Source organism: Actinotalea sp. Marseille-Q4924 (assembly GCF_916618755.1).
GTDB lineage: Bacteria > Actinomycetota > Actinomycetes > Actinomycetales > Cellulomonadaceae > Actinotalea.
Genome location: NZ_CAKAKB010000004.1, coordinates 188,152 through 203,614, shown reverse-complemented (window position 1 = coordinate 203,614; position 15,463 = coordinate 188,152). Strand labels below are relative to the sequence as shown.

Genomic DNA, 15,463 nt, shown 5'->3' with positions numbered 1-15,463 from the left:
AGGCACGGCACATGACGGAGAAGCAGAGCATCATCGGCCGCATGACCCAGCTGGCCCGCGCGAACATCAACGCGCTCATCGACCAGGCCGAGGACCCGCAGAAGATGCTGGACCAGCTCGTCCGCGACTACACCAGCAGCATCGGTGAGGCCGAGCGCGCGATCGCCCAGACGATCGGCAACCTGCGCCTGGCGGAGCAGGACCACAACGAGGACGTCGCCGCGGCCCGGGAGTGGGGCGACAAGGCGGTGGCCGCCTCGACCCGCGCCGACCAGTATCGCACCCAGGGCGACACGACCAACGCCGACCGGTTCGACCAGCTCGCCAAGATCGCCCTGCAGAAGCAGATCGGCGCCGAGACCGAGGCGAAGGAGTCGGAGCCGCTCATCGCCTCCCAGCGCGACACGGTCGAGAAGCTCAAGCTGGGCCTGTCCCAGATGAAGGACAAGCTGGGTCAGCTCAAGACCCGCCGGGACACGCTCGTCGCCCGGCAGAAGGCCGCCGAGGCGCAGCAGCAGGTGCAGGGCGCCATCTCCTCGATCAACGTCATGGACCCCACGAGCGAGCTCGCCCGCTTCGAGGAGCGCGTGCGGCGCGAGGAGGCGATGGCGATGGGCCAGGCGGAGATCGCCGCGTCGTCGCTGGAGTCCCAGTTCGCCGAGCTGGAGGACGCCGGCACGGAGATCGAGGTCGAGGCACGCCTCGCCGCGCTCAAGGCCGGCACCCGCCCGACGGCGCAGATCGAGGCCTGGTCCGTGACGCCGGAGATCGAGGCCGCGCGCGAGGAGCGTGCCTGAGCGTGCGTCCGCAGGGCTGCGCGGCCGAGTGCCGCGCGTGACCTGACGGCACCACGACGGCGCCCCGTCCCGCACCCCGCGGGGCGGGGCGCCGTCGTCGTCGGGACGCGACGGCGCCCAGCGGACTCCCAGGCAGCTCCCAGGCACGGGGAGCAGACTGAGCGCATGGCTGATCCCGAGGCACGCCTCGTCGTCGTCGACGACGAGCCGACGATCCGCGAGCTGCTCACCACGTCCCTGCGCTTCGCCGGATTCGAGGTGTACGCGGCCGCCGACGGCGCCTCCGCCCTCGCGCTGGTCCGCGACGTCCAGCCGGACCTGGTGGTCCTCGACGTCATGCTCCCGGACATGGACGGGTTCACCGTGACGCGGCGGATGCGCGACCGCGACCAGCACGTCCCCGTCGTGTTCCTCACCGCCCGCGACGACACCACCGACAAGGTGCAGGGGCTCACGGTCGGGGGCGACGACTACGTCACCAAGCCCTTCAGCCTCGAGGAGGTCGTCGCGCGCATCCGTGCCGTCCTGCGGCGCACCCGGGCGGCGGGCCAGGCCGCCGACGAGAACGTCCTGCGGTACGCCGACCTCGAGCTCGACGAGGACTCCCACGAGGTACGCCGCGGCGACCGCGTCGTGGACCTCTCCCCCACCGAGTTCGCGCTGCTGCGCTACCTGCTCCTCAACGCCGGCCGCGTCCTGTCCAAGTCGCAGATCCTCGACCACGTCTGGGAGTACGACTGGGGCGGCGACGGCGCGATCGTCGAGTCCTACATCTCCTACCTGCGCCGCAAGGTGGACCGCCAGCCGGACGGGACGCCCGAGGACCAGCCCCTGATCCACACCAAGCGCGGCATCGGCTACGTGCTGCGTCTGCCGCCGGGGGCCTGAGCCGTGAGCACCGCGGTCGGCGACCCGCCGGCCCGCGCCGCGCGGGCGCGCGGGCTGCGCTCCCGTGCCGCGACGGCGTGGTCGTCCCTGCCCCTGCGCTCCCGCCTGACGGCGCTCTTCACGGCCCTGCTCCTGCTGGGGCTCGGCCTGACCGGCGTGGTCGCCCAGACCTTCCTGCGCAGCTCCCTCGTGGAGCAGGTGGACACCCAGCTCGCGTCGGCGGCGCCGCTCGCGGTGGACCGGGTGACCGCGCGCGGCATGCGGATGCTCGACACCGGCAACCTGCCGTCCGACTACCACGTGGCGATCCTCGACGTGGACGGGCAGGTGGTCACGGCGCAGGCCGTCGACGGCGCCGCGGCCGGCAGCCCCACCGTCCCCACGCTCTCGGCGCCCCAGGTCGCCGACCGCGCGGGGCGCGCGTTCACCGTCCCCGACGCGGACGACGGCGGCCGGTGGCGGGCGCTGGCCCTGCCGCTGACCAGCCACCGGCAGGGAGGCGTCGTCGGCTCCGTCGTCGTCGCGCTCCCGCTGGACCCCGCCGAGGCGACGCTGGCCCAGATGCGCCGTGTCCTCGTGACCATCGCGCTCGGCGTCGTCGCTCTGGGCGCCGCGGCCGGGTGGTGGGGCGTGCGTCGCGAGCTGCGCCCGCTGCGGGAGATCGAGACGACCGCGGGGGCCATCGCCGCCGGCGACCTCGCGCGCCGCGTCCCCGAGCAGCCGACGAGCACGGAGGTCGGGCGGCTCGCCGCCGCCCTCAACGCGATGCTGGCGCAGCTGGAGCAGGCTTTCGCCGCCCGCGAGGCGTCGGAGGAGCGCATGCGCCGGTTCGTGTCCGACGCGAGCCACGAGCTCCGCACCCCCCTGGCGACCATCCGCGGGTACGGCGAGCTGTACCGAATGGGTGCGCTGTCCGCCCCCGACGACGTCGCCGCCACCATGCACCGGATCGAGGGTTCGGCGGTGCGGATGGGCAGCCTCGTCGAGGACCTGCTGCACCTGGCACGCCTGGACGAGGACCGGCCGCTCCGCTCGGAGCCCGTCGACCTGGCCGTGCTCGCCACCGATGCGGCGGCCGACCTGCGCGCGCTGGACCCCGACCGACCCGTCCGCGTCGAGCCCCTGGTGGCGGGCGGGAGCACGGGGGGCGCCGTCGCCGTCGGCGACGAGGACCGGCTGCGGCAGGTCCTGTCCAACCTCGTGGGCAACGTCGCGCGGCACACGCCGCCCGGCACACCGGCGGAGGTCGCCGTGGGGCGCGCCGCCGACGGGCACGTGGCGGTGGAGGTCCGCGACCACGGTCCGGGAGTGCCGCCCGAGCACGCCCGGCAGGTGTTCGAGCGGTTCTACCGCGTGGACGCCGCGCGGGGCCGCGAGACCGGGGGCGCCGGCCTCGGCCTCGCGATCGTGGCCGCGATCGTCCGGGCGCACCGCGGCGAGGTGGGCGTCCGCACGACGCCCGGCGGCGGCACGACGGTCCGGGTCGTGCTGCCGTCGGCGGTCGGCCACGACCGACAGGAGGGTTGGCCGGCGCCGGTCTAGGATGACTGCTCGTCCTGCACCCCCACAGCGAGGCTCCGCACCCATGGGCGTCACCGACGCACCCCAGTGGTTGTCCCAGGCGTTCGTCCGGTCCTGCCGGTCGGCCGGGGCCACCGCCCCGCAGGACGAGGTCGAGAAGGTCGCGCACGACCTCATCGACCGGTGGAGCGAGCCGGCACGTCGCTTCCACAACCTGCGTCACCTCACGGACGTGCTCATGCGCGTGGACGAGCTGGCGGAGGAGACGCACGAGCCGGACCTCGTCCGCCTCGGCGCCTGGTACCACGGCGCGGTGTTCGACGCCGCCGAGCGCACCTCCTACGCCGGTCGCGGCGGCGAGGACGAGGTCGCCAGCGCGGCGCTGGCCCGCGAGCAGCTGATGTCGCTCGGTGTCCCCGCACCGTCGGCGGAGCGCGTCGCGTACCTCGTCACGGCGCTGCGTCGGCACAACCCCGACCCCGACGACTTCGACTGCGCCGTCCTGTGCGACGCCGACCTCGCCGTCCTCGCCGCCGAGCCGCAGCGGTACAAGGCGTACCTCGAGGACGTGCGCGCCGAGTACGCCCACCTGCCCGTCGAGGCTTTCGTCCGCGCGCGGATCCGGATCCTGGAGAAGCTCACGGAACGGGCGCGGCTGTTCGTCAGCCCGCTCGGGGCCGCCTGGGAGGAGCCTGCGCGGCAGAACACCGCCGCCGAGCTCCACCGCCTCCGCAAGGAGCTGAAGCGCCTCGACGCCGAGGCCGTCCACAGGCCTGACGGTCCCGACGCCTGAGCACGGGAACGGGCTCGTAGCGTCGGCCCCTCAGCACCGGCGGAGGAGGGGTCATGAGGTACGAGGTCGACAGCGACCAGGTGGCACAGGCGAGCGCGGCGGCGGGTCGGTCCGTCGTGGCGGTGCGGGCGGAGGTCGCGGCGCTGCTGCGGCACCTGACCGACCTTCAGGCGGGGTGGCGCGGTGGCGCCGCCACGGCTTTCGGCGGCGTGCTGGCCGAGTGGTCGGCGACGCAGCAGCGCGTGGAGGCGAGCCTGGACCAGATCACCGCCGCGCTGGGGGCCGCGGCGACCACGTACGCGGAGGCCGAGCAGAACGCGTCGCGCCTGTTCGTCCGCTGACGCCGGACCGCCGTGCGCCGCACGCGCCCGACCGGTCGGAGCGGTGATGGAGCGGGAGCGTGTGCTTCCATCGACCTGTGGCCGTGCTCCTGGACCCCCCGCTGTGGCCACGTCACGGCCGTGTCTGGGGACACCTCGTGAGCGACAGCTCGCTCGAGGAGCTCCACGCACTGGCCGCCGCTGCCGGCATCCCCCGTCGCGCCTTCGACCTCGACCACTACGACGTCCCGCGCGAGCGCTACGACGAGCTCGTGGCGCTCGGCGCCCAGCTGGTCGACTCCCGCGAGCTCGTCCGCCGGCTGCGCGCCTCGGGGCTGCGGGTCCCGGCGCGCGAGCGCCGCTGACCAGCATCCCGCGCGAGCGCCGCTGAGCAGCTGTCCGCGCGAGCGCCGCTGAGCGGTCCGCACGCACGAACGGGCGCCCCCGTCAGGGGACGCCCGTTCGTGTGCTGGTCAGCCGGTGCGACAGCCTCCCGATCCGCGGATCAGAAGTCCATGCCGCCCATGCCGCCGTCGCCACCGGCCGGGGCGGGGTGACGCTCCGGCTTGTCGGCCACGACGACCTCGGTGGTGAGGAAGAGGGCCGCGATCGAGGCCGCGTTCTGCAGCGCCGAGCGGGTCACCTTCACCGGGTCGTTGACGCCCGCGGCGAGCAGGTCCTCGTACACGCCGGTCGCGGCGTTGAGGCCCTGGCCGGCGGGGAGGTTGCGCACGCGCTCCGCCACGACGCCGCCCTCGAGGCCGGCGTTGATCGCGATCTGCTTGAGCGGGGCGTCGACCGCGTACTGCACGATCCGCGCACCGGTCGCCTCGTCGCCCTCGAGCTCCAGGTTCTCGAACGCGAGCTTGCCGGCCTGGATGAGCGCGACGCCACCACCGGCGACGATGCCCTCCTCCACGGCGGCCTTGGCGTTGCGCACCGCGTCCTCGATGCGGTGCTTGCGCTCCTTGAGCTCCACCTCGGTGGCCGCACCCGCCTTGATGACGGCGACGCCGCCGGCGAGCTTGGCGAGGCGCTCCTGGAGCTTCTCGCGGTCGTAGTCCGAGTCGGAGTTCTCGATCTCGGCGCGGATCTGCGAGACGCGGCCGGCGATCTGCTCGGCGTCACCCTGACCCTCGACGATGGTCGTCTCGTCCTTCGTCACGACGATCTTGCGGGCCTGGCCCAGCATGTCGAGCGTGGCGTTCTCGAGCTTGAGGCCGACCGTCTCGGAGATGACCTGGCCGCCGGTGAGGATGGCCATGTCCTGCAGCATCGCCTTGCGGCGGTCGCCGAAGCCCGGGGCCTTGACGGAGACCGACTTGAAGGTGCCGCGGATCTTGTTGACGACGAGCGTGGCCAGGGCCTCGCCCTCGATGTCCTCGGCGACGATGAAGAGCGGCTTGCCGGCCTGGATGACCTTCTCCAGCAGCGGCAGCAGGTCCTTGACGTTGGAGATCTTCGACTCGACGAGCAGGACGTACGCGTCCTCCAGGACGGCCTCCTGGCGCTCCGGGTCGGTGACGAAGTACGCCGACAGGAAGCCCTTGTCGAAGCGCATGCCCTCGGTCAGCTCGAGCTCCAGGCCGAGGGCGCTGGACTCCTCGACCGTGATGACGCCCTCCTTGCCGACCTTGTCCATGGCCTCGGCGATGAGCTCGCCGATGGCCGGGTCGCCGGCGGAGATCCCGGCGGTGGCCGCGATCTGCTCCTTGGTCTCGACGTCCTTCGCGGCCTTGAGCAGCTGCTCGGTGACGGCCTCGACGGCCTTCTCGATGCCGCGCTTCAGGGCGATGGGGTTGGCGCCGGCGGCCACGTTGCGCAGGCCCTCGCGCACGAGCGCCTGGGCGAGCACGGTGGCCGTGGTGGTGCCGTCACCCGCGACGTCGTCGGTCTTCTTGGCGACCTCCTTGACGAGCTCGGCGCCGATCTTCTCGAACGGCTCCTCGAGCTCGATCTCCTTGGCGATCGAGACGCCGTCGTTGGTGATCGTGGGGGCGCCCCACTTCTTCTCCAGCACGACGTTGCGGCCCTTGGGGCCGAGGGTGACCTTGACGGCGTCGGCCAGGGCGTTCATGCCCCGCTCCATGCCGCGGCGGGCCTCCTCGTCGAAGGCAATGATCTTGGCCATTCGGATGGTCCTCCGGTTGTGGCGGTGGGACTGGGCCGCGGTGCCCGCGACGGACGGCTCGGTACCCGGCGGTCACGTCCCGCCGGCTCCGGCCTCACCTCGGACCAGACGTTCTGTCACTCTCGCGTCGAGAGTGCTAACGCATTATTGGCACTCTCGACCCGAGAGTGCAAGGCGCCTCGGTCCCTCGGAGGAGGACGGCAGGTCAGCGGCCCGGACCCCCCGGAGCGCCGGACCGACGACCCGCGCGCGTCGGACGACGCCGGTTCAGCGGCCCGGCCGGAGGTCCGGCGGGACCGCGATGCCGAAGCGGTCCCGCAGCACCCGCCGCGCCACGTGCCATCCCCCCATGCCGTGCACGCCGGGGCCGGGCGGAGCCGCGGAGGAGCACAGGTAGGCGCCGTCGACGCCGGTCGCGTAGGGGTCCACCTGCCAGCGGGGCCCGACGAGCATCCGCCGCAGGGTGATGGCGCCGGTGGCGATGTCCCCGCCCACGTAGTTGGCGTTGTGCACGGACATGCGTGCCGCGGGCACCGCCCGCGCGGCCACGACGAGGTCGCGGAACCCGGGGGCGAACCGCTCGATCTCGGCGGTCACCGCCGCGGTCATGTCGCGCTCGGACCCCGCCGGGACGTGCGCGTACGTCCACAGCGGACGGATGCCCCCCGGGCCGAGGCGACCGGGGTCGACGACCGCGGGGTCGCTCAGCAGCACCGTGGGGTGCTCGGCGTGCCGGCCGCGCGCGACGGCGTGCTCGGCGCGCGCCATCTCGGGGCGTGAGCCGCCGAGGTGCACGGTCCCGGCGCGGCCCACCTCGGGGAAGGACCACGGCACCGGTCCGGACAGGACGAAGTCGACCTTGGCGGCCGCGTTGCCGTGCTCGAAGCGCCGGAAGCCGCGGGCGAAGCGTGGCGGCATGCGGTCGCCGAGCACCTCGGCGACCGTCGAGGGCGTGGTGTCGAAGACGTACGCCCGCGCCGCCGGGAGGTCGGCGGCGGTGCGCACCGGGTGGCCGGTCGTGAGGACCCCGCCGTGCCGGGCCAGGTCCGCCAGCAGCGCGTCGGTGATGACCTGCGTCCCGCCGCGCGGGATGCACCACCCGGTGGCGTGGCCGAGCGCACCGAGCAGCAGTGCCGTGCCGGCGGCGGGCACCGAGGGCAGCGGCGTGATCGCGTGGGACGCCACACCGGTGATGAGCGCGGGCGCACGGCCCTCGCGGAACCGGCGGTCCCACGTCGCCGCCAGGCCCTGCTCGAGGACGCGCAGCCCGAACGCGACCGCCGCCACGAGGTCCCGCGGGAGCCGGCGGTGATCACCCAGCACGAACTCCACGACGCCGTCGGCACGGTCGACCAGCGGCTCCATGAGGGACCGCCAGGCCGGACCGTCCACGCCGAGGTGCTCGACGGTCCGGTCGAGCGAGCGGTAGGCGATCGCCGAGTCGCCGTCGAGCAGCGGCTGGGCGTACGACACCTCGGGCGTCAGGAGCTCGACCCCGCGCCCCGCCAGGTCGAAGCGGCGGAAGAAGGGTGACGCGAGCGCCATGGGGTGCACCGCGCTGCACTGGTCGTGCACGACGCCGTCGACGATCCCCGGGACGGTCCGTGCGCCGCCGCCCGCGGTCGTCTGCGCCTCGAGGACCTGGACCGCCAGCCCGCTGCGGGCGAGCGTCACGGCGGCCGCCAGGCCGTTGGGCCCGGAGCCGACGACGACGACGTCGAGTGCGGTCCGGTTGCTCATCCCGCCCATCCTCACGCAGCGGCCAGGCGGGTGCGAACCGGGCCGCGACCGCGACCGGTCACGTCACGGCGCGACGTAGTCCGTCCACAGCACCGCGGTCACGTCCTCGACCGCCTCCGACAGCTGCACGCCGGTGATGCCGAGCGCTGCGGCGACCTCGCCCGCCGTCCCCTCGTCCGCGGGGTCGGCGTACAGGACGACCGACGCGGGGGGGTCCTGCTGGGGCCAGTTGCCCGTCGTGAGCGAGGTGAAGCCGGCGTCCTCGAGCACACCGGCCGCCTCGGCGGCGAGACCGGACGTCCCCGTCGCGTTGAGCACCGCGACGGGAGCGGTGAGGTCGGGCTCGGGCGCCGCCGGGGCCTCGGGGGTGGGCTCCGCGGTAGGTGACTCCTCCACAGGCTGCCCGGCGCCGTCCGTGGCCTCCGCGTCCGGCTCGGTGGCCCCCGCGTCGGTCGGCACCTCGGCCTGCGGCTGGTCGACCGCCGTCCCGTCCTGCTGCAGGCCGTCCCACCCGGACAGCCACGTCACGACGCCGAACGCCAGGAGGGGGAAGACCACGAGGACGGCCACGAGCGCACCCCACCGGCTCCACCAGGTGCGCGGCGCGCGGTGCACCCCCCGGGGACGCTCCTCCTGCGCCGCGGCGTCGAACTCGTCCGGCGGGTACGCGTGGTGGCCCTTCACGCCGGTCAGGCTAGCGGCTGGGACGACGACCTCAGCCGTCGATGCCGAGACGACGCGCGGTGCGGGCGCGCTGGCGGGAGCTGCGCATCCGGCGCAGGCGCTTGACCAGCATCGGGTCGTGCGCGAGCGCCGCCGGGGAGTCGATGAGCGCGTTGAGCACCTGGTAGTAGCGCGTGGCCGACATCTCGAACAGCTCGCGGATCGCCTGCTCCTTCGCGCCGGCGTACTTCCACCACTGGCGCTCGAAGGCGAGGACCTGCTCGTCCCGCTCGGTCAGTGCGGCGGAGGTCCCGCGAGCGTCCGGCGTCGCCTCGCCGCGGGCGGCGAGCGTCGGCAGGCTGGGCGAGGTCGTCGGCATAGTTCCTCCGAGGTGGTGCGGTCGCGCCCATGCTAGACGGCGAATCACACCGGTGTCATTGCCTGCACGTCGCTACGCTGCCGGCGTGCCGCCCCGCCCGCTGACCGACCTCGTCGCACCGGACTGGGCGGAGGCCCTGGCGCCCGTGGAGGGACGTGTCCACGCCATCGGCGACGCCCTGCGGGCCGAGACCGCCGCGGGGCACCGCTACCTGCCCGCGGGGGCCGACGTCCTGCGGGCGTTCACCCGTCCTCTCGCCGACGTCCGGGTGCTCGTGGTCGGCCAGGACCCCTACCCCACACCGGGTCACGCCACCGGCCTCGCGTTCTCGGTCGCGCCGCACGTGCGGCCCCTCCCGCGCTCGCTGCAGAACATCTACCGGGAGCTGGCCGACGACGTCGGCGCCACCCCGGGGCCGACCGGCGACCTGCAGCCGTGGGCCGAGCAGGGCGTCCTGCTGCTCAACCGCGTGCTCACCGTGCGCGAGGGTGCACCCGGGTCCCACCGGGGACTGGGGTGGCAGGACGTCACGGAGCGCGCGGTGCGGGCCCTTGCCGAACGGGGCGGCCCGCTGGTCGCGCTCCTGTGGGGACGCGACGCCCAGACCGTCCGCCCGTTCCTCGGCAGCACGCCCGTGGTCTCCGGGGTCCACCCGAGCCCGCTGTCGGCCTCCCGGGGCTTCTTCGGCTCCCGCCCGTTCTCCGCGGTCGACCGCCTCCTCGCCGAGCAGGGGGCGCCGGGCATCGACTGGGGCCGCGCCGGACGCGGCCAGGGCACCGACGCCGCGGCGTCGTCCGGCTGACGCGCCGTCGCGGCCTGTCGCGTCCGGGCGCGTCCTGTCGCCGTCCGGTGGGCGCGCCCTCCCGTGCCCCGCCGTCAGCGGATGCCCGCCGAGGTGCCTCGGGCCGCGCGCTCGTCGCAGACTGGGCCCGTGACCCGCACGCCCTCCGGCCCCGCCGACCCGCACCTGTCCCTCGACCGACCGCTCGGCACGGCGCCCGCCCGCGCGACCGTCCCGTGGCGTCGCTACGTCGCCCTGGGCGACTCGTTCACCGAGGGGCTGTGGGACCTGCCCGACGGCGGCTCCCCCGGGACAGCGGCGCCGCAGGCCTGCCGCGGCTGGGCCGACCTCCTCGCGATGCACCTGGCGGCCCGCGCGCGGCCCGCCGGCGACGAGGTACCGGCGGCCCCCCTGGAGTACGCCAACCTGGCCATCCGCGGCCGGCTCCTCGCCCCGATACTCGCCGAGCAGGTGCCCGCCGCGATCGACATGGCGGCGGACCTCGTCAGCCTCGTCGGTGGCGGCAACGACATGCTGCGCCCGACGGCGGACCCGGACGTCATGGCGACGCGGCTCGAGGACGCCGTCGTCCGGCTCCGCGCGTCCGGCGCCGACGTGCTGCTCGGCACCGGCGTCGACGCCAAGGACAGCCCGCTGGTCAGCCGCACGCGCAGCCGCGTCGCCGTCTACAACACGCACATCTGGTCGATCGCGCGGCGTCAGGGGGCGCACGTCGTCGACCTCTGGGGGATGCGGTCGCTGCGCGACTGGCGCATGTGGGCGCCGGACCGCATCCACCTGACGACCGAGGGTCACCGCCGGGTGGCGCAGGGTGCTCTCGTCGCCCTGGGGCTCGAGCCGGACGACGCCCGGTGGGACGACCCGCTGACCCCGCTGCCGCCCTCGCCGCGGCTGGAGCGGGTGCGCGAGGACGTCCAGTGGCTGCGCGAGCACGTGTACCCGTGGGCCACACGGCGCCTGCGCGGCCGGTCGTCGGGGGACGAGCGCCGCCCCAAGCGTCCGCAGCCGGGCCCCGTCCACGAGGAGTGACGCGGCCGCTCGCGGAGCGCCTCCGGGTGCCGGCCGGTGGCTCCCGCCGGCGGGTCAGAGCCGCCTGTCGGATTCGAACCGACGACCGTCCGCTTACAAGGCGGGTGCTCTACCACTGAGCTAAGGCGGCGACGCAGGAAGTGTGCCAGAGCCGCCGACGGCGACGCCCCTCGCCCGGAGGCGGCGCGCGCCGCCGTCGGCGGCCGTGACCTCAGGCGACGAGCGCCGGGCCGTACCGCAGCAGCACGAAGACCGCCAGGCCCAGGAGCCACGCCCACACCACGACGAGGTCGACGTCCCGCTCCACCGCCCACTGCAGGCGGGCCAGCGCCCGCCGCGGCAGGTAGAGGTTCCCGTCGCGGACGTTGACGTGCGTGAGCGTCGTGAACACGAGCGTCGTCGAGACCGTGACGAGCAGGCACCACGGGCACATCGCGCCGATGACGAACGTCGACTGCGCGAACAGCCAGTACGCGAACACCAGGCCGAGCGTGTAGACGACCTGCGCGGAGAACATGAACCACCGCGGGAACCGCACGCCGCCGAGCGACGCCACCGCGATGGTGATGACCACCGGCTCGGCGATCAGGCCGAGGAAGGCGTTGGGGAACCCGAACAGCTGCGCCTGCCACGACTGCGCGACCGTGCCGCAGGACAGGACCGCGTTGATGTCGCAGCCCAGGGCCAGGCCCGGGTCCTCCGCGAGGCGCAGCGCGTCGACCGAGAGGACGAACGACGCGAGCAGGCTCACGCAGGCCGACACGAGCATGGTCGTGAAGATGAACGTGTTGTGGTGGCGGATGCGGAACAGCGCGGCGACGAGCCCCGTGCCGGCCCGCAGGCCGACCGGCGACGCGGCGGCGGCCGGCACGCGCGCGATGCCGCCGTCGTCGTCGGGCACGGGCGGGCCGGGGCGCTGCGTCACCACCGGGACGCCCGACCCGCCCGCTCCCCCCTCGCGGTCCACGCTCAGCCCCGGACCTGCTCGACGGCGGCCGCGAGCGCGCCCGGGACCCGCCAGTCGACGCCCAGGCCGCCCTCACCGATGTCCTGGCCGTCGAGCAGCACGGCGGGCGTGGCGAGCCGCGGCAGGTCGCGCGAGGCCTGCTCGGTCACCGCGGCCACCCACGGCACGAACGAGTCCTCACCGGTCGCGTAGCTGCCGTCCTCGATCTGTGCCGCGACGTCCTCGGCGACGCCGGCCTCCCGGGCGAGCTCGGCGATCTGCGCGTCCGTGAGGCCGGCGACGCCCTCGGCGGGCTGGTTCGCGAACAGCGCGTCGACGAGGTCCACGAACGCCTCCGGCGCCTGGTCGGCGACGAGCGCGGCGGCAGCGGCGGCCCGGGTGGAGTACTGCGAGCCCGCGGCGGCGCGGTCGAGGATCGAGACGAGGTGGTACTCGCTGACGACGTCCCCGGCGGCCCGCAGCTCCTCGAGGACCGGGCCGTTCGTCTGCTCGAACATCTGGCAGAAGGGGCACAGGAAGTCGGAGTAGACCTTGACGGTCACCGCGTCGGCGTCCGCGCCCTCGGCGGAGCCGGCCACGCCGTCCGGGCCGACGACGATCGCGCCGTCGTCCGTCGCGCCCTGCGGGGCGGCGATGCCCTCGAAGGGGTCCTCGGCGTCGCTGAGGTCAGGCACGTCGACCGTCGAGGACGTCGTGCTGCCGGCGTTGGCGAAGATGAACGCGACGACGCCGCCGATGACGACGAGGCCGACGACGAGCAGCGAGATGAGGATCGTGCGCTGGCGGCGGGCCTCGGCGGACTGCTGCTCCTGGTGGAGGCGCTCGGCGATCGCGCGCGCCTCCTCACGCTGGGTACGGGTGGGCTTGGTGCTGGACATGGTGACCTCGGTGACTGGGGACGCGGGGCGTCGGGCGGGACGGGGCGCGGGGCGCGGGGCGTGAGCGCCCGCCCGGGGGCGGTCGACGTGCGGGACGTCAGGGCTCAGGCGCCGACGAGCGCCGGTGGGCCGCGGCGCAGGACCGCCGTGTCGAGCACCGGGCGGACGACGCGGCTGACGACGCTCGCGACCACGGCGCGGGCCCGGTCGACCACGACGCGCGGCACACCGGGCACGGTCGGCACGACGGCGCCGGAGAGCGCGCCGACGGCGCGCAGCAGCAGCCCGGCACCGGCGACGACGCACGCCGCGGCGAGCAGGCTGAGGGCGTGCGCGACGACGACCGGCACGGTGACGAGCACGAGCAGACCCATGGCCTGCCCCGGCTCCGCGCCGACCGCGAGGGTGCCGGACGGGCAGTCGACGTCGGGCCGCAGCAGCGCGAGCCGGATGCCGAGCGCCCCGGTCAGCCCGTCCGCCGGCAGGCAGCGGTGGACGAGGACGGGCGCCTGGGCGGCGAGCGTCGCCACGCCGGCGAGCAGGGCGAGCCAGGCCACGACGAGGCGCGCGGGCGCGCGGCGGACGCCCGCCGTGCCCCGTCGCCCCTGGTGCATGCGACCAGGGTACGAGCCGCCCCCGGCACCCGGCATGGGACCTCGGACCTTTGTGACGGCGCGCACCGGGACAAGAGCCGGGCTGCCGCCTCTGGCTCTGCCGTCCTCACGTGCTGCCGTCCTCGGGAGGTGCGGTCCCCGGGCGCTGACGGTGTCAGCGCAGCTCGGGCGGGCCGGGCAGCGGCCACCAGATCGTCTCGGTCCCCGACCAGGTCGTCACGACGAGCGCCGCGGCGGCGAGGGCAACCAGCACGAGCACCGTGGCACCGACCGCGCCCGGCGCCACGGCCCGCAGCACCCAGCGGGCGCCCGTCCGGGTCGTCCGCATGAGGGGGCCGAACCACAGCACCACCAGCCCGAGGGCGGCCGCCGCGGCGAGCAGGGCCGGTGTCACCCACGCCGCGTTGCCGGCCAGCTCCCCTGCCGGCTCCCCGGCGGCGGGCGCGGCGACGACGAGGCGCCCCGAGCCGAGCAGCCACCAGGTCACCCCGCCGACGACGACCACCGTGCTCGCCGCGACCACCGCGGCCGGCACGACGCCCAGCACACCGAGCAGCAGGTACCACGGGGAGGCCACGGTGGACCGGGCCGCATCACCGCGTCGGCCGCCGCGCCGGGCGCGCCGCCGGTAGAGCGCGTGCACGCCCACGCCCACCGTCCGGCACAGGGCGGCCGCGGCCACCGCGACGAGCAGCGCGGTCACCGGTCGGGTCGCCGCGAGCGCCACGAGCACGACGCCCACCGCGAGGACGCTGATCGCGCGCCGCCGGACCGGGGGCGGCTCCTCGGAGACGGGCTCATCCTGCGCGTCGGGGTCGAACGGCTCGAACGCGTCACCGTCGGCATTGTCAGCACCGTCGGCACTGTCAGCCCCGTCGGCAGCCCGATCGTCGTCGTACGACCCGTCGGCCCGGTCCCAGCCGTCGCCCCCGTCAGCCGTGTCCCAGTCGTCGTCCCCGGCGGCGGCCGGCACGACGGCCGTCGCGTCCGTGACGCCGAGCACGGCGGTCCGGTCCGCGTCCGACGGAGCCGGACCCGGCCCCCAGGGCGGCAGCACGGCGGTGGCCGTCGGGACGGCCTGCGTCGCCCGCCCGCCCGGGAGCACCTGGGTGTCCCCCGCGACGGCGGTGTCGCCGCCGGCCGCGCGGCGCAGCTCCGCGACGACGGCGGAGGGCTCGGCGCGGGCGGCCGGGTCGACGACCAGCGCCGAGCGCAGGGCCGCCGCCGTCCGCGGGTCGAGGCCCGCGAGGTCCGCCTCGCCCGACTCCACGCGCGCCAGGACCGCGGCCAGCGGTCGCGTGCCGAACGGCGCCCGGCCCGTCGCGGCGAACGCGAGCACCGCGGCCCACCCCCACCAGTCGGCCGCCGACGACGGCTCGCCGCCCCGCACCATCTCGGGCGAGAGGTAGCCCGGGGTCCCCACGACCATCCCGGTCGCCGTCACCCGGGCGTCCTCGACCGTCTGCGCGATGCCGAAGTCGATGAGGACCGGGCCCCGCGGGCTGAGCATGACGTTGCCGGGGCTCAGGTCGCGGTGCAGCACCCCGGCGTCGTGGACCACCTCGAGCGCCTCCCGCAGGCGTTCGGCCAGGTCCCCCACCGCCGCCGGCGGCAGGGGCCCGCCGTCGCGGACCCGGGCGGCGAGGTCCGTGCCCTCGACGAGCTCGGTGACGACGAAGGCGTCGTCGGCGTCGATCTCCGCGTCGAGGACCCGGGCGACGGCCGGGTGCCGGACGCGCTGCAGGTTCGCCACCTCGCGACGCAGCCGCTCGCGGTGCGCGTCGTCGGCCGCCAGGTGGGCGTGGAGCACCTTCATCGCGACGGCCACCCCGTCGGCGTCCACCGCCCGGTAGACCGACCCCATGCCACCGCGGCCGAGCGGGCCGAGCACGCGGTAGCCCCCGATCTCCGTCCCGGGGACGACGCCGATCCGCTCCATGC

General features: G+C 75.3%; 16 protein-coding genes and 1 tRNA gene. 8 read left to right on the top strand and 9 right to left on the bottom strand.

Annotated features, from left to right (window positions below; translation table 11 throughout):
* The first annotated feature begins 11 nt into the window (after positions 1-11).
* The 6 genes from LG379_RS13740 to LG379_RS13715 all read left to right on the top strand — a co-directional run bounded on the left by LG379_RS13740 (position 12) and on the right by LG379_RS13715 (position 4,684).
* Positions 12-797 (top strand): PspA/IM30 family protein, encoded by a 786-nt coding sequence (locus tag LG379_RS13740; protein ID WP_225755155.1) that lies wholly within the window; start codon positions 12-14, stop codon positions 795-797.
* 165 nt (positions 798-962) lie between these two features.
* Positions 963-1,685, top strand: coding sequence for a response regulator transcription factor (locus LG379_RS13735; RefSeq protein WP_225755154.1), 723 nt, complete (start codon positions 963-965; stop codon positions 1,683-1,685).
* A gap of 3 nt (positions 1,686-1,688) precedes the next feature.
* A complete protein-coding gene (locus LG379_RS13730; RefSeq protein ID WP_225755153.1) occupies positions 1,689-3,227 on the top strand; it encodes a HAMP domain-containing sensor histidine kinase in 1,539 nt (512 codons plus the stop codon).
* Between the two features lie 43 nt (positions 3,228-3,270).
* The gene (locus LG379_RS13725) at positions 3,271-3,999 is read left to right on the top strand and encodes a hypothetical protein (RefSeq protein WP_225755152.1); all 729 of its coding nucleotides are present in this window, start codon (positions 3,271-3,273) and stop codon (positions 3,997-3,999) included.
* Positions 4,000-4,052: 53 nt separating this feature from the next.
* Complete coding sequence (locus tag LG379_RS13720; RefSeq protein ID WP_225755151.1) at positions 4,053-4,340, top strand: WXG100 family type VII secretion target; 288 nt, start codon at positions 4,053-4,055, stop codon at positions 4,338-4,340.
* A gap of 77 nt (positions 4,341-4,417) precedes the next feature.
* Positions 4,418-4,684, top strand: a complete 267-nt coding sequence (locus LG379_RS13715; protein WP_225755150.1) for a DUF4031 domain-containing protein — start codon at positions 4,418-4,420, stop codon at positions 4,682-4,684.
* 140 nt (positions 4,685-4,824) lie between these two features.
* Here LG379_RS13715 and groL read toward each other — a convergent pair whose 3' ends face one another.
* The 4 genes from groL to LG379_RS13695 all read right to left on the bottom strand — a co-directional run bounded on the left by groL (position 4,825) and on the right by LG379_RS13695 (position 9,232).
* Positions 4,825-6,450, bottom strand: coding sequence for a chaperonin GroEL (groL, locus tag LG379_RS13710; protein WP_225755149.1), 1,626 nt, complete (start codon positions 6,448-6,450; stop codon positions 4,825-4,827).
* Between the two features lie 267 nt (positions 6,451-6,717).
* Positions 6,718-8,190, bottom strand: a complete 1,473-nt coding sequence (locus LG379_RS13705) for an NAD(P)/FAD-dependent oxidoreductase (protein WP_225755148.1) — start codon at positions 8,188-8,190, stop codon at positions 6,718-6,720.
* 63 nt (positions 8,191-8,253) lie between these two features.
* Positions 8,254-8,874 carry a LytR C-terminal domain-containing protein gene (locus LG379_RS13700; RefSeq protein WP_225755147.1) on the bottom strand — a complete coding sequence of 207 codons (621 nt, stop codon included), beginning with the start codon at positions 8,872-8,874 and terminating at the stop codon, positions 8,254-8,256.
* 31 nt (positions 8,875-8,905) lie between these two features.
* On the bottom strand, positions 8,906-9,232 hold the full coding sequence (locus LG379_RS13695) for a DUF3263 domain-containing protein (protein ID WP_225755146.1): 327 nt from the start codon (positions 9,230-9,232) through the stop codon (positions 8,906-8,908).
* Positions 9,233-9,317: 85 nt separating this feature from the next.
* On the opposite strand from LG379_RS13695, the gene LG379_RS13690 reads away from it, so the two are divergent.
* Both LG379_RS13690 and LG379_RS13685 read left to right on the top strand, forming a co-directional pair.
* Positions 9,318-10,034 carry a uracil-DNA glycosylase gene (locus LG379_RS13690; RefSeq protein ID WP_225755145.1) on the top strand — a complete coding sequence of 239 codons (717 nt, stop codon included), beginning with the start codon at positions 9,318-9,320 and terminating at the stop codon, positions 10,032-10,034.
* Positions 10,035-10,163: 129 nt separating this feature from the next.
* Complete coding sequence (locus LG379_RS13685; RefSeq protein WP_370634527.1) at positions 10,164-11,063, top strand: SGNH/GDSL hydrolase family protein; 900 nt, start codon at positions 10,164-10,166, stop codon at positions 11,061-11,063.
* Positions 11,064-11,121: 58 nt separating this feature from the next.
* Here the strand turns inward: LG379_RS13685 and LG379_RS13680 are convergent.
* From LG379_RS13680 to LG379_RS13660, 5 genes are all read right to left on the bottom strand, one after another.
* Positions 11,122-11,193: transfer RNA gene (locus LG379_RS13680), tRNA-Thr, on the bottom strand.
* Between the two features lie 81 nt (positions 11,194-11,274).
* A complete protein-coding gene (locus LG379_RS13675) occupies positions 11,275-12,030 on the bottom strand; it encodes a vitamin K epoxide reductase family protein (RefSeq protein WP_225755144.1) in 756 nt (251 codons plus the stop codon).
* Between the two features lie 2 nt (positions 12,031-12,032).
* Positions 12,033-12,908 carry a thioredoxin domain-containing protein gene (locus LG379_RS13670; protein ID WP_225755143.1) on the bottom strand — a complete coding sequence of 292 codons (876 nt, stop codon included), beginning with the start codon at positions 12,906-12,908 and terminating at the stop codon, positions 12,033-12,035.
* Positions 12,909-13,012: 104 nt separating this feature from the next.
* Positions 13,013-13,522 (bottom strand): hypothetical protein, encoded by a 510-nt coding sequence (locus tag LG379_RS13665; protein ID WP_225755142.1) that lies wholly within the window; start codon positions 13,520-13,522, stop codon positions 13,013-13,015.
* A 154-nt stretch (positions 13,523-13,676) separates the two neighbouring features.
* The gene (locus tag LG379_RS13660; RefSeq protein WP_225755141.1) at positions 13,677-15,461 is read right to left on the bottom strand and encodes a serine/threonine-protein kinase; all 1,785 of its coding nucleotides are present in this window, start codon (positions 15,459-15,461) and stop codon (positions 13,677-13,679) included.
* Between the last annotated feature and the right edge of the window lie 2 nt (positions 15,462-15,463).